Here is a 21,487-nt window from a genome sequence, read left to right as displayed (position 1 = left end):
CCTACAAGACCTCGCGCGTGCCGTCGCGCGCGGGCCAGGTGAAAACCGCGCCACGCTGCTTCGTGCTAAACGTGGTGCGCGTAAAGGAATGCCGCGAGACGTGGCGGGCCACGTAGCGCTCCAGCACGAGGGCAAACGTGAAGGGCGACCAGCCGTCGAACGCCGCCTCATCAAACTCCAGCGTGATACCGATGCCACGCATGAACTGCATGTCACCCGCGATCCGGTGCCAGTCGTTCACCGGCACAGCCTGCGCAGCGATGAGCCCGTCGAGCTGGTGGCGCATCTGCGGTGCGCCTGCAGTGAGGTACGGCTCCAGCATCATGCGCAGCCCCTCGCCGGGCCACGGCTCGTCGTGTTCGTCGTCAAACACCCCGTATTCGAGGTTAAGTTGCCGCAGAAGCTTCCAGGCTGCCTCGCCACGCGCGAGCGGTGGCCCGGGCATGGTGGGCCCCCGCACGAAACCCACACTGGCGACTGACTTCGCGCCGTGCACGATCAGGTCATCGCGGCCATTGCGCGGCAGGGTGCAGGGCAGATCGCCGTTGGTCAGCCACGCATCGAGCGACAGGTAACGCACCCCGGAGTCGTCCGGCTGCTGGTCGTGTCGCAGGAGCGTCAGCCACGTATGGGTGCGCACAAACGGCTGGTGGGTGGCGTAGCGGCGCACGTTGTCCGCTGGCAGTTCCAGCTCACGCCGCACGGTAAAGCGGCGCACATCGCGACGCTCGTCGTTCGGCAGTGCCACGTCCTGCGGCACAAAGGGAATCGCCTCCGATGTCGCGTCATCGTCCACCTGGCCGATAATGTGATTGACCGAATGAACCAGATGATCGTCGGGCGCGGTCACCTCGGGCACGAGCCGGTGCTCCCTGTCCTGCGGGTCCACCTTCAGCCGCTCGGACGTGCCCGGATACAGGTTGATCGCGGGAACACAGTGCAGCGCAAACTGCGAGGCATCGACATGCTGGGCCAGCGCCCCCGCCTCACGCGAGAGCAGCAGCACGATCTCGGCTTCCGGTCCGTCGATGCGCGACAGCCCACCGGCCAGGCCCGCGAGGGTAAGGAACCAGAACCGTTGCGGGAAAACCATGTACTCGTGCAGCAGGTTATGGCCGTGCATGCCCTCATGGACGGGCGGCAGAAGACTGCGCTGCGCCTCCAGCCCCTCATACTCGACGGCGTGCTCGATACGGCCATGGCGCATGCCGTCCTGGAACACGCCGTGCAGTTCGCCCGTCGCAAACTCGCCCGGCACGCCGGTGACGCTAGCCACGGTCGCGGTGTGGATCAGCTCAAAGAGCTGCGAGGCAATCCGCTCCGCGCCGCACAGATAGACGGGCAGGCGGTCCAGCCCGGACAGCGCGCGGATGGGCCCGCCGTGGGTTGTACGGATGCGCAGGCGCAGCGAGCCGCGCACCTGGGCATTGCCGGTCACATGGCGGTAAAGGTTGGGAATGTCGGGAGGAATGCCGCCCGCGATGACGGCGGCAATCGTCAGTGGCTGGACGGTCACATCGAAGGCGGTGCGCAATTCCACCGCCGCCTGACCTTCCTGCGCGTGCGAGACAAGGGGCGTGCCACGCGGCAGCGTCTGTGCCTCGCCACCCTGTCCGGCACTTTCACCAGGATGGAACTGCACGAGCGCCATCGACGGCAACGGCGTGACGTAGTTCGGATGCACGCTCTGGAGCAGGCGCAGCGTGAACGGATCGGGCGCACGGTCGATGCGCATCTGCGTACGGGCGTTCACGAAAGCGGAGGCCTGGACCAGGCGTTCGACATAGGGGTCACCGATCTCGCCCGCCTGCATGCCCAGCCGCGCCGCGATCTTCAGATGCCCGGCAGCGAATTCCTGTGAACGGCTGCGTGCATAGAGCAGTTCACTCGTGTAGTAATCGAGCAGTTCGGGGTCTGCGGGCGGTTGATGCGGCTTCGTCATGTCATTCGTTTCGTCTGGCAGTCCGGTCCTGAATCCCGTCGATGCGGGTCACGTCCGCGTCACCAGACTCCAGCCCGGTGCCAGAGACCCTTTCGTCTGCGGAATACGCCCGCGCGATAGTCCCACGATCCGGCCCTCATGGCCGTCAAGAAGTATCAGATTCGATGTGCACACAACGAAATTCTGAAAATCGGATTTGTCCGATTACGCCGCGATTGATGGCGGCGATAAGGATGAGAGGCGGCACATACTGACTTGGCGTTCGCGCCGCACGACAAGCCCTCCGGCACCCTCATGGACGACCGATCAATGGATATTTCCTGTCCCGTTTGCGCTGAATCAATCCTGCTGACGGTTTCATCGCTGCTTCGCGATTCCGGGCTTATGTGTCCGCTCTGCCGCTCAGTGGTCCCCGTTAATACTGAAGATCTTTCACGAAGTGCAGATGCCTTTCAGAGAGCGCCCGCGTACTTCGACAGGTCGCACAGCCGGGCTCACAGCGAGTCTTAACCCTTCATGACGTAACACGGCCGAGGCCGTGTAAAAACGCGTGAGCCGGCAGTCTGTCGAGCGACTGGTGAGGATGCGCTTGTGTGAACAGCTTCAGGCCCCGGCATATCATCACGAAGCGACGGCACACGTTGCGAATGCCTTCGCCATTGCTTCGCCTGAACTCGGCAATCGTCTTGAGGTCTGGCGCAAGCCGGCCGGTCAGCCACATCAATTCAACATTGCGCTGGCACTCCCGCTCCAAGCGTCGGCTAGACTGCACCCGATTGAGATAACCGTAGATATAGATCTTGAGCAGCACGCCCGGGTGGTAAGAAGGTCGGCCGGTGCTCGCCGGCGTGATTCCTCGAATCAGAGGGACGCCAGTTCGAGTTCTTCGACGAATGCGTCAACAATCCGCATAGTGTTGTCTTCAGCGATGAAGTCATCGAGACACTCTGGCAATAGTGTGGTCTGACTGCGCTCCGCACCTTCGACAAATCGCCCCATCTGCGCCTCTCGTTTCAGCAGGTTGATTCAGTCTAGGTGATCACACGCGTTTTTACACGGCCTCGGCCGGTTCACGGCGCGAGGACTATTCGAGGACAGTTCGCGCTGCAAACCGCAGTGGACCGGAGATACCGGAGTGTACTTAAGGCATTGATTTTTGGACAAATTAACTCTATCACACCGCTGAAGACTAGTCCGTTGCCCGGCACAGGGGCAACGCTAATAGACCACAAAGAATTCAAGCAAAGGCCAAAGGCCAAAGCCCGAAACCCACCCTCAAACATCCGCCAAAAAACCCAAAAAAGCGATAATAGACGTTCCGAAAGCGCCGCAGGCAAAAAAAAGCAAACCCCGATGATCATCCGCCCCCACCTCCATTGGTTCCGCATGCTGCTAGCCTGGCGGGGCTCCGTCCTCCCGCAATTACTACCGCGCCTTGCGCTGATCTTCTGCATTTCGATAGTCGCAGTGGCGGCGCACGACCACCTCCTCCCGATCTCGCTAAACCTGAACACGACAGCGCCCTTCTCGCTAATAGGCATAGCGTTAGCGGTATTTTTAGGCTTCAGAAACAACGCCAGCTACGACCGCTGGTGGGAAGCCCGCAAACTATGGGGCCAACTGCTGAACGAATCACGCTCACTCATCCGCCAGGCGCTCACCCTCCCGACAAAACAGCTACAAAAAGAAGACCTGAAAGAATTCACAGCAGCACTCAGCGCCCTGCCGCACGCACTGCGCCACCAACTCCGCAAGAGCGACCCAACCCAAGACCTCGCCGAACGCCTGCCGCCAGCCCTCTTCGCCCGCGTCACAGCCTCGCGCTACAAGCCAGCCACCTTGCTGCTTTCCCTAGGCGAATGGGTCCAACGCCAAGCCAAAACAGGCGCACTCGACCCAATGGCCGTCATCGCCTTCGATAGAAATCTGAATGGAATCTCGGATGTAATCGGCGGATGCGAGCGCATCGTTTCAACGCCGCTGCCGTTCGCCTATTCGGTGATGATTCACCGCACGGTGTATTTCTTCTGCGCGTCACTGCCATTCGGACTGGTGGACAGCATCGGCATTTTCACGCCCGTCTTCGCGGTCTTCGTGGCGTACACGTTCATGGCGCACGAAGCTATTGCATCGCAAATCGAAGAGCCTTTCGGCATCGACGATAACGACCTCGCGCTCAACATGATGTCCGTGGCAATCGAAGACGCGGTGCGCGACCTGCTCGGGGAACCCGCCATCAAGTTGCCAAGCCCGGAAGCAGAAGGCTACACGCTCGATTGAGCCCGCTTCGACGAAAGCGCATCGCCGGCCGATCGACGCTCAGCTATTGCCAACCGTCTCCGACAAACGCTTGAGCGTCGCCACCCGCGCGCCGATGATATCGATACGCCCACGCTCATCGACCACTGGCGTCGTAGCGTTCAGATACGCGGTCCACGCTTTCTGCGCGCGCGTCAATGTCGAACGCGAACGCACCGGCATCTTCGACTGCAGACGCCGGTAGTAGCGATTCAGATCGAACATCGCGTGTTCGCACTGTGCATCCGCACCGCACGCCCGCACCCGGCGCGGCGGATCGCCGCCGGCGCCCGCCTTCGCCACCGCGCTGCGCAACGCGAGCGCGCGGTCACGCACTGGCTGCAATTGCATATCGGCTTCGGCGAGCACGTACATCGAGCCGCGTGTCGTGACGAACACCGCCGCGAGCAATTGCTTCTCGGCGTCGCGTGACGCCAGCCAGCTCGTCTGGCTCTTGTCCCACTGCTTGCGCTGCGCGGGCGGCAACTTCTGCTGAAGCTGCTGCCACGCGTTGTCGAGCGCGGTCTTCCAGCCGATCCGCGCATTGTCCATGCATTGCACTTGCCCCATCGTCGACGACATGTCGCTGCGCGCGAGGCACGTACGCATCGACGCATCGATCGGATCTGCAGCGGCGACTTCGGCATGCGCCGGCAACGACGCCGCGCCGAACACCGCCGCCGAAGCCAGCGTCAACGCGCCGAATGCGCCGCACACGCGACGCGCGCCGCGAGCGCCGGCGCCGGCCGTCAATAGGGACGCCACCCGCAACATCATCAGCCGCGAACGCAATCGACGAAGTATTCGATGCGCCCATTGATCGTTTCGCCGACGAGCCCATGGATATCCGTGTGGAAACCCGGGAACCGCTCGTTGAATTCGCGCGCGAAACGCAAATAGTTGACGATGGTCTTGTTGAAGCGCTCGCCCGGAATCAGCAGCGGAATGCCCGGCGGATACGGCGTCAAAAGGATCGACGTGACACGGCCTTCGAGTTCGTCGATGGGCACGCGGTCGATCTCGCGGTGCGCGAGCTTGGCGAACGCATCCGACGGCTTCATGGCCGGTTCCATGCTTGACAGGTACATCTCGGTGGTCAGACGCGCGATGTCGTTCGCGCGGTAGACGCTATGAATCTGCTGGCACAGATCGCGCAGACCGACGCGCTCGTACATCGGATGATGCGAGACGAACTCGGGCAGTACGCGCCACAACGGCTGGTTGTTGTCGTAGTCGTCCTTGAACTGCTGGAGTTCCGTGACCATCGAGTTCCAACGGCCCTTGGTGATGCCGATCGTGAACATGATGAAGAACGAATACAGCCCGGTCTTCTCGACGATGATGCCGTGCTCGGCCAGATACTTCGTGACGATCGCAGCCGGAATGCCGCTCTCGCCAAAGCCGCCGTCCATGTCCAGGCCCGGCGTGACGATGGTCGCCTTGATCGGGTCGAGCATGTTGAAGTTGTCGGCGAGCGGGCCGAAGCCGTGCCACTTGTCGTTCGGGCGCAGCATCCAGTCTTCGCGCGAGCCGATGCCTTCTTCGGCGAACTGGTCCGGGCCCCACACCTTGAAGAACCAGTCGTCGCCGTATTCGGCGTCGACCTTGATCATGGCGCGGCGGAAATCGAGCGCTTCGGCAATCGATTCTTCCACCAGCGCGGGGCCGCCCGGCGCTTCCATCATGGCCGCGGCCACGTCGCACGAAGCGATGATCGCGTACTGCGGGCTGGTCGACGTGTGCATCAGATACGCTTCGTTGAAACGATGCTTGTCGAAGCGGCTGTTCTTTGAATCCTGCACGACGATCTGCGAAGCCTGCGAAATGCCGGCCAGCAGTTTGTGCGTGGAGTGCGTGGCGAACACCATCGCGCCGATCCGCGGACGGCCCGCGCCGATCGCGTGCATGTCCTGATAGAACTCGTGGAACTCGGCGTGCGGCAGCCAGGCTTCGTCGAAGTGCAGCGTGTCGAGCCAGTCGCCGAGCATTTCCTTGATCATCTCGACGTTGTAGATCACGCCGTCGTACGTGCTCTGCGTGATGGTCAGAATGCGTGGCTTGAGGTTCGGGTTCTTCGCCAGCGCTTCGCGGGCAAACGGGTTCGCCAGGATTTTCTTCTTGATGTTTTCCGGCTCGAACTCGCTGCGCGGAATCGGCCCGATGATGCCGAAGTTGTTGCGCGTGGGCGTGAGGAACACCGGAATCGCGCCGGTCATGGTGATCGCGTGCAGGATCGACTTGTGGCAGTTGCGGTCCACCAGCACGATGTCGCCCGGCGCCACCGTGCCGTGCCAGACGATCTTGTTCGACGTGGACGTGCCGTTGGTCACGAAGAACACGTGGTCGGCGCTAAAGATGCGCGCGGCGTTACGTTCCGAAGCCGCCACCGGACCCGTGTGGTCGAGCAACTGGCCGAGTTCGTCGACGGCATTGCAGACGTCCGCGCGCAGCATGTTCTCGCCGAAGAACTGATGGAACATCTGGCCAAGCGGGCTCTTCAAAAACGCCACGCCGCCCGAGTGACCCGGGCAGTGCCACGAGTACGAACCTTCATCCGCGTACTGCACCAGTTCCTTGAAGAACGGCGGCGCGAGCGAATCCAGATACACCTTGGTCTCGCGGATGATATGGCGCGCCACGAACTCCGGCGTGTCCTCGAACATGTGGATGAAGCCGTGCAGTTCGCGCAGGATGTCGTTCGGCAAGTGGCGCGACGTACGCGTTTCGCCGTACAGGAAGATCGGAATGTCGGCATTGCGGCGGCGCACTTCCGTCACGAACGCGCGCAGCGCGACGATCGCGGCCGCGAGTTCCGGCGTTTCGCCTTCCACCACCACGTTATCGACGTACGGCAGCAACTCGTCGTCGTCGATCGAGAGGATGAAGCACGAGGCGCGGCTCGACTGCTGCGCGAACGATGTCAGATCGCCGTAGCTCGTCAACCCGAGCACTTCCGCGCCTTCTTTCTCGATAGCTTCGGCCAGAGCACGGATGCCGGAACCCGAGATGTTCTCGGAGCGGAAATCTTCGTCGATGATGACGACGGGAAAACGAAACTTCATGGGCGATTCTCCAAAAAGAACGACCGCTGCATTCTGTAAATTGCAGCGGTCACCCGAATAGCTGGTGGATCAATGCGCTGCCGACGTCACGTCTTTGGCAACGTAACGCCGTGCTGACCTTGATATTTGCCGCCGCGATCCGCGTACGACGTCTCACAAATCTCGTCGCTTTCGAAAAACAGCACTTGAGCGACGCCTTCGTTCGCGTAGATTTTCGCAGGCAAAGGTGTCGTATTCGAGAATTCGAGCGTGACGTGCCCTTCCCATTCCGGCTCGAACGGTGTCACGTTGACGATGATGCCGCAACGCGCATACGTGGACTTGCCCAGACACACGGTCAGGACGCTGCGCGGAATGCGAAAGTACTCCACCGTGCGCGCGAGCGCGAACGAATTCGGCGGGATGATGCAGACATCGCCCTTGAAATCCACGAACGATTTTTCGTCGAAGTTCTTCGGATCGACGATGGTCGAGTTGATATTCGTGAAGATCTTGAATTCGTCGGCGCAGCGAATGTCGTAGCCGTAGCTCGACGTGCCGTAGCTGACAATCTTCCGGCCGTCTTCGGAGACGCGGACCTGATCGGGCGCGAACGGCTCGATCATGTTGTGCGACGCGGCCATGCGCCGGATCCACTTGTCGGATTTGATAGTCATAGGTGAACGCTGCTCGACGTGAATGACAGAGGTATGACGGATAACGACCCGGTTAGTGCCGGGTCACTTTTGGCTTACTGCGCGCCGGCTTTGCGCTCACTTCGCGGGCGGGCCGGGCGGCGTGTCGCTCAGCGCCCTACGCCCGCTTTGCCGAATGTCCCGCCTACGCGGCAGGACAGGCGCTCCGGCGAGGCAGCCGAACGAAAGGCGCTTATTTTACGCGATCGTGAGAATGCTGCTGCGATCAGGCCAAGGAGCGGTCCGGGGCCTGCTCCGACGCTGCTTTAGATGAATGCCGGCAGCGCGTGAGCGGACCTCCAACACGAGGCCCTTTCGCCGCTCACTGCCGAATCAACCCGCAGGCAAGCGCGGGACCTGCGCCATGTTGCGGATACGCGTAAGGATCGGTCGCGTCGTGATGCAGCAGAACCGCGCGCTGCAACACCGAACGGATACCGTCGAGCGACACGTCCGGTGCAACGATGAAGCCCGTGGCCACGCCGTTCGCGTCCGCGTGAATGTTGCCGAGGTCGCCCTCGACCCGCGCGCCCGATTTCAGACGCTCGGCGGCCGGCGAGAACACCTGGCCGGCGCTGGAACCGTCGGCGGCATTGCAGTCGCCACGCTCGTGCACTTGCAACGCGTGGTCGCTATTGGGCGGCATGCCCGCGATGTTGTAGGTGACCTGCACGCCGTCCGAGCGCTCGATGAACGTGACGAGACCGCGCGCCTGATTGCCCACGGTGGGCAGCAACTGCGCGTCCGCACGTTTTTCCTGTGGTCTCAGGAACGCGCTACAGCCGCATAACAGCACACTGCTGGCAGTCAGGACGATGAACGCATGCACCGCCTGCCCGTCGATTCGTTTTCCCATGCGATCCTCTTGCCGGCCTGGCAGCCGCCCCTGCGGCCGCCGAGCCGAACTTGTGAAGTCGACATGATACCGCGAGACCAGGCGAAAACAGACGCCTTGGCCCCTTGTCCGAACGGCTGGTCAAGCCTGGTCCGTCGAACGTGGCGTGTCACGCCAGCCCGCCCGCGGGCGCGATCTTCCGAAAGACTCCCCGCGAGACAGGAAACCTGAAGTAGCCCGCGTTTTCTCAGGTGTTCTGGACCACGATATTGGGAAACTTCGAGGTCATGTCGCGGGCGCGTTCGGCGATATGGATCGCCACCTTGCGCGCGATCGACCGGTAGATCTCCGCGATGCGCCCCTGCGGGTCGGCCACCACGGTCGGTTTGCCCGAGTCGGCCTGCTCGCGGATCGCCATGTCGAGTGGCAGGCTGCCGAGCACGTCGACGCCATACTCCTTGCCCATCCGCTCGCCGCCGCCGGCGCCGAAAATATGCTCTTCGTGGCCGCAATTCGAGCAGATATGCATACCCATGTTTTCGACGATGCCGAGGATCGGAATGCCGACCTTCTCGAACATCTTGAGGCCCTTCTTTGCGTCGAGCAGCGCAATGTCCTGCGGCGTGGTGACGATCACGGCGCCCGTCACCGGTACGCGTTGCGAGAGCGTGAGCTGAATGTCGCCGGTGCCCGGCGGCATGTCGACGATCAGGTAGTCGAGATCGTGCCAGTTCGTCTGCCGCAGCAGTTGTTCCAATGCGGAAGTGGCCATCGGGCCGCGCCAGACCATCGGGTTGTCCTGCTCGATCAGGAAGCCGATCGAGTTGGCCTGCAAGCCGTGGCCGGTCATCGGGTTCATCGACTTCTCGTCCGGCGACTCGGGGCGCCCGACGATGCCGAGCATCATCGGCAGCGACGGGCCGTAGATGTCCGCGTCGAGAATACCCACCGATGCGCCTTCGCTCGCCAGCGCCAGCGCAAGATTCACGGCGGTCGTGCTCTTGCCGACGCCGCCCTTGCCCGACGCCACCGCGACGATGTTTTTGACGTTCGGCAACAGTTTCACGCCACGCTGCACGGTATGCGCGGCGATCTGCTGCGAGACCTGGACACGCGCGTCGGCCACGCCCGGCACGACGTGCAGCGCGTCGGAGAATTGCGCGCGGATAGCGTCGAATTGGCGCATGGCCGGATAGCCGAGTACCACGTCGACGCTAACCGTGTCACCCTGCACGGCGACGCTCTTGATGTTCTTGGCGGCTGCGTACGGCCGGCCGGTGTTGGGGTCGGAGACGGCCGCTAGGGCAGCGTCGACCAAAGCCCGATCGATACTCATTGACACTCCGTGGGGAACACCTGCGGCGCAGCGGAATCGAAATCTCGGCCACGCGCCGGAATTTGAAAGAAATTGTTAGTCAGCATTGCGAAAACCAGGCGTGCCGGGCACCCTTCGGGCAGGCGGAACGCCATGGGGCCGCATCGCTGTGTGCTTCAGTCATTATTGTAGTGGCTGGCGCCAAGCCGTGCCGGAAGACCTTTTTTACTGTCGGACCGAGGCTGAGCAGGGCGTAAGACTTTTCGTGCTGGCGAGCCGGCGGCTTTACCGCCGTCACGTTCGCCGTATAGATTCATTCCTGTCGCCGCTTTGCTTGCCTGACTCGCTTCACTCAAGAGGAATCAAAAATGAATGCAAAAATCATGACTCGCCTGGCAGTCTTCGCCGTTGCCGGTTCATTGCTGGCGGGTTGCGCCAGCCAACAGGGCACCAACACGGCCGTCGGTACGGGCGTGGGCGCCGGCACCGGCGCGGCGCTCGGCGCCATCTTCGGCGGCGGTAAGGGCGCGGCGATCGGCGCGGGCGTCGGCGCGGCAGTGGGCGGCATCACCGGCTACAACTGGCAAGCCATTCACAACAAGCTGTCGGGCGCCACCAAGGGCACCGGCACGCAGATCACTGAGCAGCCGGACGGCTCGCTCAAGCTGAACATTCCGAGCTCGGTCACGTTCGACACCAATAGCTACGCGATCAAGCCGTCGTTCGCGCCGGTGCTGGACCAACTGACGCAAACCATGCAGCAGAACCCGGAACTGATCGCGCAAGTGGTCGGCTATACGGATAGCACGGGCCAGCCGGCGTACAACCAGACGCTGTCGGTCAACCGCGCGGAAAGCGTGACGGGTTATCTGGGTCAACGCGGCGTCGCGCCGCAGCGCCTGTCGGCACAAGGCATGGGCCAGAACCAGCCGATCGCGGATAACAACACCGAAGCCGGCCGTGCCGCCAACCGTCGCGTGGAAATCTATCTGCGCGCCACGGCACAGCACACGACGCAATAAAGACGAGTTCGGGAGACTGAGCAAGCCGGTCGCCGGGGCAATATCACCGGCGACCGCTACGCTTTGAAAAGCCGCGAAAGGCGGAAACAGGGAATCTCTTACGGGAACGAAAAAAAATTTCGAACTCTGCCGGAAATCCGCTGTCTGTCTTTACGGTACGTGGCTGGCGAAGCCGCCGCGTCACCATTCTCCTCTTGTCGTTGTTGCTCCGGGGTTAATAGCCCCGGTTTTTTTTGGGCGCTCGGTTTACACACCGTCCGGCCCGCAACAACGGCTCACGCCGCGCCTAGGCGGCCCGCCCCGCGCCGGGCGCCTGCCCTGCTAGAATCAACCTTTCGTCCCACCGCAGGCTCCCACCATCCTTATGTCAGCACCCGTAACCGATCTCTCCGCAGGCGCGCCGTCAGGCCGTCGCCAGATTCTCGTCACGTCGGCCCTTCCGTATGCGAACGGGCAAATCCATATCGGCCATCTGGTCGAATATATCCAGACGGACATCTGGGTCCGGACGTTACGAATGCACGGGCACGAGGTCTATTACGTGGGCGCCGACGACACGCACGGCACACCCGTCATGTTGCGCGCGGAGAAAGAAGGTCTCACGCCGAAGCAGCTGATCGACCGTGTCTGGCAGGAACACAAGCGCGACTTCGACAGCTTCGGAATTTCGTTCGACAATTACTACTCGACCGACTCCGAAGAGAACCGCGTTCTCAGCGAAAACGTCTATCTGGCGCTCAAGGAAGCGGGCCTGATCGACGCGCGCGACATCGAACAGGCGTATGACCCGGTCAAGGAAATGTTCCTGCCGGATCGCTTCATCAAGGGCGAATGCCCGAAGTGCGGCGCCAAAGACCAGTACGGCGACAGCTGCGAAGTATGCGGCTCGACTTACCTGCCCACCGAGCTGATCAACCCGTATTCGGTCGTCTCGGGCGCCACGCCGATTCGCAAGACGTCCACGCACTATTTCTTCCGCCTGTCCGATCCGCGTTGCGAGAATTTCCTGCGCGCGTGGGTCGGCGGCCTGGCGCAGCCGGAAGCGACCAACAAGATGCGCGAATGGCTCGGCGACGCCGGCGAAGCCAAGCTCGCCGACTGGGACATTTCGCGCGACGCGCCGTATTTCGGCTTTGAGATTCCGGGCGCGCCGGGCAAGTATTTCTACGTGTGGCTGGACGCGCCGGTCGGCTATTACGCGAGCTTCAAGAATCTCGCCGAAAAACGCGGCCTCGACTTCGACGCGTGGGTTCGCAAGGGTTCGACGGCCGAGCAGTATCACTTCATCGGCAAAGACATTCTGTATTTCCACACGCTGTTCTGGCCGGCCATGCTCGAGTTTTCGGGCCACCGCACGCCGACCAACGTGTTCGCGCACGGCTTCCTGACCGTGGACGGCGCGAAGATGTCGAAGTCGCGCGGCACCTTCATCACCGCGCAGAGCGTGATCGACACGGGTCTGAATCCGGAATGGCTGCGCTACTACTTCGCGGCCAAGCTGAACAGCACGATGGAAGACCTCGACCTGAACCTCGACGACTTTCAGGCACGCGTGAACAGCGATCTGGTCGGCAAGTACGTGAACATCGCGAGCCGCGCCGCCGGCTTCCTGATCAAGCGCTTCGACGGCCGGGTGCAGGACAGCGCGATGCAGCATCCGCTGCTCGCCTCGCTGCGCGCCGCCGTGCCGCAAATCGCCGCGAACTACGAAGCGCGCGAGTACAACCGCGCGCTGCGTCAGACCATGGAACTGGCCGACGCCGTGAACGCCTACGTCGACACCGCCAAGCCGTGGGATCAGGCCAAAGACCCGGCGAACGGCGTCGCGCTGCATGAAACCTGCACCGTCAGCATCGAAGCGTTCCGTCTGCTGTCGCTGGCGCTGAAACCAGTGCTGCCGAAGCTCGCCGAAGCGGTCGAAGGCTTCCTTGCCATCGAACCGCTGGTATGGGCCGACGCCAACGTGCCGCTCACTTCCACGCGCCCGATCAACGCGTACAAGCATCTGATGACGCGCGTCGATTCAAAGCAGATCGAAGCGCTGATCGCCGCCAATCGCGACTCGTTGCAAGCCACGCCGGAAGCAGCCGCGCCGGCCGACGCCAAGGGCAAGTCAAAGGCAGCAAAAACCGCAGCGGCAAAAGAAGACGAAACGCCCGGCATCATCTCGATCGACGACTTCGCGAAGATCGATTTGCGCATTGCGAAGATCGTCGACTGCAAGGCAGTGGAAGGGTCGGACAAGCTGCTGCAACTTACGCTCGACGTCGGCGAAGAGAAAACCCGCAACGTGTTTTCAGGCATCAAGTCGGCGTATCAGCCGGAGCAACTGATCGGCAAGCTGACGGTAATGGTCGCTAACCTCGCGCCGCGCAAGATGAAGTTCGGCCTGTCCGAAGGCATGGTGCTGGCCGCCTCCGCCACCGACGAGAAAGCGGAACCGGGCCTGTACATCCTGGAGCCGCACAGCGGCGCGAAGCCGGGCATGCGCGTGAAGTAAAGCGCGCGGCGTCTCGCGCTGCAAGCAAGCATGAAAAAACGGCACGCCCTAAAAAGGCGTGCCGTTTTTTTGACCCAAACGCGACGACTCAAGCGCAGCCAATCAACCCATCACCACCGAATCCGGTCGAAGCGCCGCGTGTAAAACAGTTCGACGCCGGTGAACGTGCCGCCGTAAGCCCCGACCGACCAGTACCGCGTCAGGTTGACCGTCGCCTTGATCGCATTGCTCGCCGACTGCAGCCCCTGTTCGTAGCCGATCACGAGCCACTCGTTGATCGCCTTCGACACCATCACCACTTGCGGATCGGTCAAGCCGACTTCGCTTTGTCCGACCGAAAATTCGTCGAGTCCGAAGGTCTGCGCGATCCGCTTGCCGCTCGCGCTGCCGAGCAGCGCGAGCGCCGTCGTCATGGTGCTTTGCTGACCGAGGTTGTTACCCTGATCCGTGCCGTGGCCGAACAGAAGCCACGAGAGCTTTTCGTTGTCCGGCACGTTCGGCTCGGACACCAGCTTCGCGGTCGGGAACTGAACCGTGCCCGTGACCTGCACACCCGCCTCGACCTGCTGATTGCGACGCATGGCCAGGATATTGATGCCGGGATTGGCCACCGGCCCGTTGAACGTGAAGAAGCCGTTCTCGATGTTGAGCTTGCGGCCGAACGCCGTGTAGGTCGAACCCTGCGTGACGCGCACGTTCCCCACCGCGCGCAGCGGCAGATTCGGCGCGCTCATCGCGGTGATCGTGCCGGTCAGGCCCAGGTCGGCGCCCTGGCCGCGGAAACGGAAGTTGTTGCCCAGGCTGATGTCGATATTGGCGCGTGGCGCGAACGGACCGATCGGCTTGTTGGTGCCCGGCACGGGCCGCGGACGCTCGCCCGCCACCGAACCGTCCGGGCGCACCACCACCACGTCGTCGCCGAGCTTCGGCGCGGCCTGTTCCGGCATGTCGAACAACGCGTGATCGACCACGAATTTGCCGTTGATCGCCATACCGCCCTGCGCGCCGGCGTTCGCGACGCTCGCGCTGCCCGACAGCGACAGGTTGCGATCCGGCGCCGCGAACAGTTCGAGCTTGTCCGCGACGATGCTCGCGGTCAGATCCGGTTGATCGCCGTCCAGACGCACGCGGCCGGTGGCGCGCAAAGTGCCGCTTGCGCCGTGAAATTCGACCTGCTGGAAGTCCACCAGATTGTGTGAAAGCGCGATACGCACCACGCCGTCCTTCAACTGCACGCCCTGATCGACCATGGTCGCCGACAGGCCGTCGCCAAGCAGCGAGCCGGTCAGGTTCGGCTTGGCGACGGTGCCGCCGAGCGCGAGCTTGAGCGCGAGGTGGCCGTCGAGCAGATAGCTCGGGCCGAACAGGCCGCCGGTTGTTTTCAGCGACGGCACGTTGGCGTTCACATTGCCGGTGAGCGCGCCGTCTTCGCTGACGGTCAGGAAGCCGTCGCGCATCACCAGCGTGGTGTGCGCATCGGCGTCGATCACGCCGATGCGGCTCGCCTGCGCGTGCAAGGTGGCATTGAGCCGGTTGCCGCCGCTGAATTCGGCGCGCGCGGCGATGCTCGAAATACCGAGCGACGCGAGCCCCCGGCCGATTTCAACCGTGACGTCGCCGCTGCGGCGCTGCAACTGGATGTGGCCGGTCGCCGTGCTGCCGAGCGCGAAGTCCCAGTCGCCGTCGAACACCAGATCGGTTTTGACGTGCGGCGGCTCGCCCGTGATCTCGCGCCGCAGGTCTTGCAGACGCGCGACGGAGATGCCGGTCAGACTGCCGGCCGACTGAATCTTGCCGTGATCGAAGGCAAAAGATTTCAGGCTCAACACCGCGCCTTCGAGCGTGAGGCGGGTCGCGCCGAGCGTCAGGCGGTCCGGCCCGGCGCTGACGGCCAGCGGCGATTCGAGATTCAACGCCGGCGTGCCGCGGTTCTGCAGCCGCGTGACGGTGCCGTCCCAGCGCGTGCCGTCGCGCGCTTCGGTCAGCTTGCCGTTGGCGGCGAGCGTGAGATCGAGCGGACGGTCCTGCAGCTTGCCGGTGGCCGCGGCCTCGAGCGTGTGATTGGCGCGCGTGCCGGACAGATGCGCCGTGAGCGTGGTCAGATCGACGCCGCCCGCGCTGAGATTGCGCGCGTCGGTGGTAAAGACGAGCGCGCCGTTCGCGCCGTCGCGCAATTCGGCGTGACCTTCCGCATGGCCGATACGGTTGCTGCTGAACACCACGCTGTCGGCCTTGTAGTTCAGCACGACGTTCGGATGCGCGAACGAGCCGGTGACGTCGCCATCGGCCGCGATGAGTCCTGCGAGACCGAAACCGAGGCGCTCCAGCGCTGGCGCGTCGACGCGAAACTTCAGCCGGTCGCCCCGGGCGCCGAAGCTGCCTTGCAGATCCACCTGGTTGCCCGCGACCGAGAGGTTCGCGCGGCTCGGCAGAATCCGCGAGCCCGCCAACTGGATAGTGCCGCCGCCGGTCAACGGCAGGCCGTCGTACACGCTCGGCCCGAGCTTGAATTCGGCCTTGGTCGTGAAGACCGGGCCGAGCATGCCGGCGGCGGTGAGCGTGCCGGTCACGCGCGCCTCGATTTTGCGGGCAGGCGGGGCACCGCGTTTCTTCGGCGGCGGCGTTTTGCGTTCGACCACTTCGGTTTTGACAGCGGCTTTGGCGGTGTTTTTCACGGCGGCGGCGGCTTTTTCCGCAGGCGCAGCGGACTTTGCGCCGGCCGTGCTGCCCGCTTGCGCGGCGGCAGCCTGTACGGTTTTGCTGTTTTTTTCGCGGCTTGCCGCCGGCGCCGCTTCGGCTACCGGCTTGCGGGACGGCATCTGCGAAGTCAGCGACAACGGGTCGAAATCGGTCAGTTGCGCTTTCAGGTTGTAGGTGGAATTCGCGTCGTGCTTGAGCGCGCCGGACAGATCGATGCGGCCTTTGCCCGACGTGATGCGCACGTCGTTGAAGCTCATGCGGGCGGGATCGAACGTCACCTTGCCTTGAGCGCGCAGCGCCGCTTTCGGGTCGGCGAGGTCGAGCGTGAGGCTCTGCACGTCGTCGTTCAGGCGCACGCCGATGGGGCCGGACAGTTGAGTGGGCCGCATCGTCGCTTGCAGCGCGTTCAGGTCGAGGTTGGCGACCTGTAGATCGAACTGCCCGCGCTTGCCGGATAGCGTACCGCCGCCGGTGAGCGTGGCGTTTTTCACGAGCCGCACGACAAGGTTCGAGATGCGCTGCGCCTGGGCGTCGAGCCGCACGTCCGCGTTGGCGTCGATTAGCGGCAGCAGGTTCTGGTCGATCGCGCCGGGTTTGGCGTTGACGATCGAGACGTGGCCGGTGACCGCGAAAGTTGGCGGCGGTTGGGTGGCGCTTTTTTTGTTTGTGGCGGGGGGTGGTTGTGTCGTGCTGGCGGGTTTGCTTGCGCTTGCGCTTGCAAGGGCGCTCTGGCTGGCGGCGCGGGTCGCGCCCAACACAACCTCCCCCGCCGCACCCTGCCCCGCCGGCTGCAGTTCCGCCCGCACGGCCAGATCGGCCAGCGGCGCGCCGGGCGCAAAAGCCTGCGGATTGATGTGATCGAAAGTCAGCGTGGCGCGCTGCAGCGGCACGTCGCCAAACGGCGTAGCCTCGACCCGCGCGTGACCGGTGAGCTTCATGCCGCTAGCATCGAGTTCCGCGATGAGATTCTCCAGCGAGCCGCTCAGATGGCCGCCCACCTGCACCGCTTCGTCGTTCACCTTCCCCGAATAGCCGACGTCCCCGCTCAGCGGAAACGGCCGCACACCGTCGAGTTTGGCGGCCGCCGTCACCGCGCCGAACGGCGTATCCAGCCGCTCGATCGCGGCTTCATGATGGCGCCCGTCGCTGCGACCATGAAAGACGAAGCGCGAGAATTCGGTCGTCGACGCGCCCTGATGCAGCAGCAGCTTGTCGACCTCGACGTCGCGAACGTCGAGTTGCATCGGCAAACGCAAGTCTTGCGGCAGCTTCACCGGCCCGCTGCTGCTCGACGACGAAGAACCGATGCGCGCGTCCACCGTGCCGATATGCAGATAGTCGATCGTGAAGCGCCACGGCTCGCGCGCGAGCGCCCAGCGGCCCGCCACGCGGTCGATCTGAATATCGGTGCCGCTGCCGTCGAGGCTGCGCCAGCGTACTTGCCGCAATTCCACGCCATGGGCGAGCGCGCCACGCTCCAGCGTGCCGCTCAGCTTGCCGCCCAGCAGCTTGACCGCCGCCTGCCACGCGTAGGCGGTGCCGCGCTCGGTCGTCAGCGCGCCGTACAGCAAACCCACCCCCAACGCGAGCAACAACACCAGCACGGCCACCATCCACGCGACCGTTTTCAGCAGCAACCAGCCGAGGCGGCGCCTGGGCGGCGGCGCCTCGGGCGGCGGCTGCTGACCCGGTGGCTCTCCTGGCGGATTAGCGCCAGGAGGCTGCACGGGAGGTTGAGTGGAAACGTCCGTGGTCATGCGTGGATCATGTGGAAGCAGGTTGTCATCAGAAGGCGATGCCCAGCGTCAGATACGGCCGCACGCTCTTGTTGCGAATGCCGTAGGCGACATCGACGTTGACCGGGCCGACCGGGCTGCGCCAGCGCGCCCCGATGCCGACGCCCGGATAAAAGACTTTCTCGCCCCAAGTGTCCGTGGCGGTGCCGATGTCGAAGAACGCGGCCGCGCCCCAGTCGTGACTGAACCAATGCTGGTACTCGGCAGAGCCCGTGACGAGATACTTGGTGGGCAGCACCGAACCATCGACGCTATTGCCGATGCTCTGATAGCCATAGCCGCGCACCGAATTCGAGCCGCCCGCGCGAAACAGGAGCGACGCCGGAACGCCGCTCGAAGGGCCACTCGTGAACACGCCGCCGAGTTCAGCGCGAATCAGCACAAGGTCTTCCTTGCCGATCGGCAGATACTGCTGACCGCGCGCGTAGCCGCGAATGAAGGTCTGGTCGGTCAGCACGCCTTTGACCGCGAAACCCGCCTCGACGTGAATCAGGTTGCCGCTGCGCGGAAACAACGGGTCGTCGGTATTGCGCCGGGTCCACGACCAGGACGGCACCAGCGCGCGGCTCGTGGTCGGCGCGACCGCGTTCTGATCGAGCCGGTCCTGGTAGTACAGGAGCGCGTAGTTATAGTCGATGAATTGCGAGGTCCGGGCCCGCTGCACACCGCCGCGGATACTGTAGATACGCGTGTCGGATACGTCGGTCGTGGTGTAGGACGCCAGCACGCTATTGGTCCACGCACGCGGCCCCGGCGGCATGGCGAGCTGGATTTGCCCGTATTGCTGGATCTGGTCCACGCGCCCCTGAATGGTGAACGGCCACGCTTTGCCGAACGTGTCGAGATACGAATAGGAACCCTGAACCAGCGGACCGTTGTCCGTCGAGTAGCCCACCCCGCCTCGAATGCTGTTGTACGGATATTCCGATACCTTCACGTGGACCGGCGTGTCGACCGGCTTGGCCGGATCGTTGTCCACGTCGATCGCGACGCTCGCGTAGTACGGTGTGTTCTGCAATTGCCGCTGCAATTCCGTGATGCGCTGAACGTCGTAGATCTCGCCCACCGAAATCGGGTTCACGTTGTCAACGATCTGTTCCGGATAGCGCCGCGTGCCCGATACGTCGAGCTTGCCCATCGTGAAGGTCGGCCCGCTGTCGTACGTGACCGACAGTTTCGCCTCGTGCGTGCGCGGATCGACTCGCGCCTCCGAGTGGTAGATTTTCGCACCCAGATAGCGGCGCGCCTGCAAGGCCTTGAGCGACGCGTTTTTCGCATCGTCCCAGTCGCCCTGCGAGAACGGTTCGCCTTCGTGCAGCGAAAATGCGAAGCGCGCGGTGTTTTCCTGCTCTGGATCTTCGGTCAGCACCGGCCCGCGAAACGACAGCGAAACCGATGAGATGACGGTCCGCGGACCGGGATCGACGCTCACCGTGACGCGCTTCGCATTGTCGACGGTACGCACGTCGGTGCGCACGACCGGCGTGAAGTAGCCCTGCGTGGAGGCCAGATCTCGCACTTGCTGGGGCGTGGCGGTGATCAGAAACTCGAACTGGTCGTCGCTGATGTCGGGGCGTTTGGCGAAACGCGCGATATCCAGATGCGCTTCCAGGAGCTTGCGCAGCGAGCGCGGCGTGGCTTCGATGTCGACCTTGTAGCTGGCCGCCGCTTTTGCGGCATGGGCGTTACCGGTTGCCAGCGTCAGCATGACGAGGCCGAATGCCAGCCACGTGCGCAACCAATGCCGTATGGCCGTGCGCTGCCCACGCCCGGAACCGGCCTTGCCGCGCCGCAGCCGCGGCTTGTCGATCGCACACCCCGCCAAACAGGACCTCCGGCCGTGGTTGATGAATTTTGTCGCTCAGGCGCGCCGCGGCGGCCGAAGCACGCTATTTGACCACATCGGCGTGATGCCGCGAGATCTCGAAATGGGCGTGCACGGCACGCCAGCCGCCAACGCGCCCGCCTTGGACGCGCGCCGCGCCACGCGGGTTCCAGCTATTTTCATGCGCCGTCCGCCCCGGCTACGCTGCCGTTTTTCGACCCCGCGCCGCGCATGCGGTAAAATTATGAAATAGCAGCGGCACCACGCGAAACAACGCAAATGCGCGCCGGGCAGCCGCCAATTCCCACACCACGGACGTCGAGCCATGTATCAATCGGACATCACCCAGTTCCTGAACCAGCTCAAGCAACAGAAACCCAATCTGGAAGCCGAACAACGCCGCGGCCGCGCGCTGCTGTGGGACAAACAGCCGATCGATCTGGAAGAACGCGCCGAGCAGAAAGCCTCCCGCGTCGAACAGACGCCTTACTCGTACTATCAAAACTTCTAAGCGCGTGAGTCACGCCGACGAGGCACACGGCGCACCGCCGGCCCCCGCCGACGCCGCGCTCGCCGCGCCCGCCACCGATTCGACGCCGGACACCGTCGACGGCATTGCTTTTGCGCGCCTGTACGGCGAGCCGCTCTTCAAGCTGCCGACGGACCTGTACATTCCGCCGGACGCGCTCGAGGTGTTTCTCGAAACGTTCGAAGGACCGCTGGATCTGTTGCTGTACCTGATCCGCAAGCAGAACTTCAACGTGCTCGACATCCCGATGGCGGACGTCACGGTGCAATACCTCGGCTATGTCGACCAGTTGCGCCAGACCAATCTCGAACTCGCGTCCGAGTATCTGCTGATGGCCGCGATGCTGATCGAGATCAAGTCGCGCATGCTGCTGCCGGTCAAGAAGGCCGATAGCGGCGAGGAAGCCGAAGACCCGCGCGCGGAACTCGTGCGGCGCCTGCTCGAATACGAGCAGATGAAGCTTGCCGCGCAGCGCATCGACCAGTTGCCGCAACTCGGGCGCGATTTCCTGCGCGCCGAGGTCTACATCGAGCAAAGCATCACGCCGCGTTTTCCCGACGTGAACAGCGAAGACCTGCGCGCCGCGTGGGCCGACGTGATCAAGCGCGCCAAGCTGGTCCAGCATCACAAGATTTCGCGCGAGGAGTTGTCGGTGCGCGAGCATATGAGCTCGATCCTGCGGCACCTGCAGAACGCGCGCTTCGTCGAATTCTCCGACCTGTTCGACACCAGCAAGGGCGTGCCGGTGGTGGTGGTGAATTTCATCGCCGTGCTCGAGCTGTGCCGCGAAACGCTCGTCGAAATCACCCAGGCGGAGCCGTTCGCGCCGATTTATGTGCGCCTCGCCTATCTGCCCGCCTGAAAGGCTTGAACAGGGCGAAATCCCGCATATCAGGATTTCAACCGGCGGGAGAAGCGGCCTCTTTTCGGTGCGGCGGCCGCGCAAATCCACTACAATCCGGCGCTCCGAACCTGTCATTACCAGTGAG

13 protein-coding genes and 1 pseudogene are annotated in these 21,487 nt (G+C 63.4%); 5 read left to right on the top strand and 9 right to left on the bottom strand.

Features of this window, described 5'->3' with window-relative positions; genetic code table 11:
* Position 1: 1 nt before the first annotated feature.
* Both tssF and ACFSNN_RS16255 read right to left on the bottom strand, forming a co-directional pair.
* Complete coding sequence (gene tssF / locus ACFSNN_RS16260; protein WP_377689311.1) at positions 2-1,942, bottom strand: type VI secretion system baseplate subunit TssF; 1,941 nt, start codon at positions 1,940-1,942, stop codon at positions 2-4.
* A 589-nt stretch (positions 1,943-2,531) separates the two neighbouring features.
* Positions 2,532-2,941: pseudogene (locus ACFSNN_RS16255) on the bottom strand (transposase); the annotation flags it as partial.
* A 354-nt stretch (positions 2,942-3,295) separates the two neighbouring features.
* On the opposite strand from ACFSNN_RS16255, the gene ACFSNN_RS16250 reads away from it, so the two are divergent.
* Positions 3,296-4,222, top strand: coding sequence for a bestrophin family protein (locus ACFSNN_RS16250; protein ID WP_134456861.1), 927 nt, complete (start codon positions 3,296-3,298; stop codon positions 4,220-4,222).
* A 39-nt stretch (positions 4,223-4,261) separates the two neighbouring features.
* Here the strand turns inward: ACFSNN_RS16250 and ACFSNN_RS16245 are convergent, their stop codons facing one another.
* From ACFSNN_RS16245 to apbC, 5 genes are all read right to left on the bottom strand, one after another.
* Positions 4,262-5,014 (bottom strand): lysozyme inhibitor LprI family protein, encoded by a 753-nt coding sequence (locus ACFSNN_RS16245; RefSeq protein ID WP_244322850.1) that lies wholly within the window; start codon positions 5,012-5,014, stop codon positions 4,262-4,264.
* A gap of 2 nt (positions 5,015-5,016) precedes the next feature.
* On the bottom strand, positions 5,017-7,302 hold the full coding sequence (locus tag ACFSNN_RS16240; protein WP_134456862.1) for an arginine/lysine/ornithine decarboxylase: 2,286 nt from the start codon (positions 7,300-7,302) through the stop codon (positions 5,017-5,019).
* Positions 7,303-7,388: 86 nt separating this feature from the next.
* Positions 7,389-7,958 carry a dCTP deaminase gene (gene dcd, locus ACFSNN_RS16235; protein WP_012432068.1) on the bottom strand — a complete coding sequence of 190 codons (570 nt, stop codon included), beginning with the start codon at positions 7,956-7,958 and terminating at the stop codon, positions 7,389-7,391.
* 340 nt (positions 7,959-8,298) lie between these two features.
* Positions 8,299-8,832, bottom strand: coding sequence for a superoxide dismutase family protein (locus ACFSNN_RS16230; protein WP_134456863.1), 534 nt, complete (start codon positions 8,830-8,832; stop codon positions 8,299-8,301).
* 226 nt (positions 8,833-9,058) lie between these two features.
* A complete protein-coding gene (apbC, locus tag ACFSNN_RS16225) occupies positions 9,059-10,147 on the bottom strand; it encodes an iron-sulfur cluster carrier protein ApbC (RefSeq protein WP_134456864.1) in 1,089 nt (362 codons plus the stop codon).
* A 347-nt stretch (positions 10,148-10,494) separates the two neighbouring features.
* On the opposite strand from apbC, the gene ACFSNN_RS16220 reads away from it, so the two are divergent.
* Positions 10,495-11,148, top strand: a complete 654-nt coding sequence (locus ACFSNN_RS16220) for a YiaD family glycine zipper/OmpA-like lipoprotein (RefSeq protein WP_134456865.1) — start codon at positions 10,495-10,497, stop codon at positions 11,146-11,148.
* Positions 11,149-11,512: 364 nt separating this feature from the next.
* Positions 11,513-13,648, top strand: a complete 2,136-nt coding sequence (gene metG / locus ACFSNN_RS16215; protein WP_134456866.1) for a methionine--tRNA ligase — start codon at positions 11,513-11,515, stop codon at positions 13,646-13,648.
* Between the two features lie 110 nt (positions 13,649-13,758).
* On the opposite strand, the gene ACFSNN_RS16210 is transcribed toward metG, so the two are convergent.
* A complete protein-coding gene (locus tag ACFSNN_RS16210) occupies positions 13,759-18,105 on the bottom strand; it encodes a translocation/assembly module TamB domain-containing protein (RefSeq protein ID WP_134456867.1) in 4,347 nt (1,448 codons plus the stop codon).
* Between the two features lie 28 nt (positions 18,106-18,133).
* Positions 18,134-19,969 carry an autotransporter assembly complex protein TamA gene (locus ACFSNN_RS16205; RefSeq protein WP_134456868.1) on the bottom strand — a complete coding sequence of 612 codons (1,836 nt, stop codon included), beginning with the start codon at positions 19,967-19,969 and terminating at the stop codon, positions 18,134-18,136.
* Positions 19,970-20,294: 325 nt separating this feature from the next.
* Between ACFSNN_RS16205 and ACFSNN_RS16200 the strand changes: the two genes are divergently transcribed.
* Both ACFSNN_RS16200 and ACFSNN_RS16195 read left to right on the top strand, forming a co-directional pair.
* On the top strand, positions 20,295-20,480 hold the full coding sequence (locus tag ACFSNN_RS16200; RefSeq protein WP_007175923.1) for a DUF3460 family protein: 186 nt from the start codon (positions 20,295-20,297) through the stop codon (positions 20,478-20,480).
* Positions 20,481-20,484: 4 nt separating this feature from the next.
* Entirely contained in the window at positions 20,485-21,360 is an 876-nt protein-coding gene (locus ACFSNN_RS16195; RefSeq protein WP_377689307.1) for a segregation and condensation protein A, read from the top strand.
* Positions 21,361-21,487 lie beyond the last annotated feature (127 nt).

Source organism: Paraburkholderia dipogonis (assembly GCF_042680985.1).
Lineage (GTDB): Bacteria > Pseudomonadota > Gammaproteobacteria > Burkholderiales > Burkholderiaceae > Paraburkholderia > Paraburkholderia phytofirmans.
This window is presented reverse-complemented; position numbering and strand designations above follow the sequence as displayed.

Coding starts and splice junctions, on each gene's coding strand:
- tssF (WP_377689311.1), bottom strand. CDS start 1,942: ATGACGAAGCCGCATCAACCGCCCGCAGACCCCGAACTGCTCGATTAC.
- ACFSNN_RS16200 (WP_007175923.1), top strand. CDS start 20,295: ATGTATCAATCGGACATCACCCAGTTCCTGAACCAGCTCAAGCAACAG.
- ACFSNN_RS16250 (WP_134456861.1), top strand. CDS start 3,296: ATGATCATCCGCCCCCACCTCCATTGGTTCCGCATGCTGCTAGCCTGG.
- ACFSNN_RS16210 (WP_134456867.1), bottom strand. CDS start 18,105: ATGACCACGGACGTTTCCACTCAACCTCCCGTGCAGCCTCCTGGCGCT.
- apbC (WP_134456864.1), bottom strand. CDS start 10,147: ATGAGTATCGATCGGGCTTTGGTCGACGCTGCCCTAGCGGCCGTCTCC.
- dcd (WP_012432068.1), bottom strand. CDS start 7,958: ATGACTATCAAATCCGACAAGTGGATCCGGCGCATGGCCGCGTCGCAC.
- ACFSNN_RS16240 (WP_134456862.1), bottom strand. CDS start 7,302: ATGAAGTTTCGTTTTCCCGTCGTCATCATCGACGAAGATTTCCGCTCC.
- ACFSNN_RS16230 (WP_134456863.1), bottom strand. CDS start 8,832: ATGGGAAAACGAATCGACGGGCAGGCGGTGCATGCGTTCATCGTCCTG.
- ACFSNN_RS16220 (WP_134456865.1), top strand. CDS start 10,495: ATGAATGCAAAAATCATGACTCGCCTGGCAGTCTTCGCCGTTGCCGGT.
- ACFSNN_RS16245 (WP_244322850.1), bottom strand. CDS start 5,014: ATGTTGCGGGTGGCGTCCCTATTGACGGCCGGCGCCGGCGCTCGCGGC.
- metG (WP_134456866.1), top strand. CDS start 11,513: ATGTCAGCACCCGTAACCGATCTCTCCGCAGGCGCGCCGTCAGGCCGT.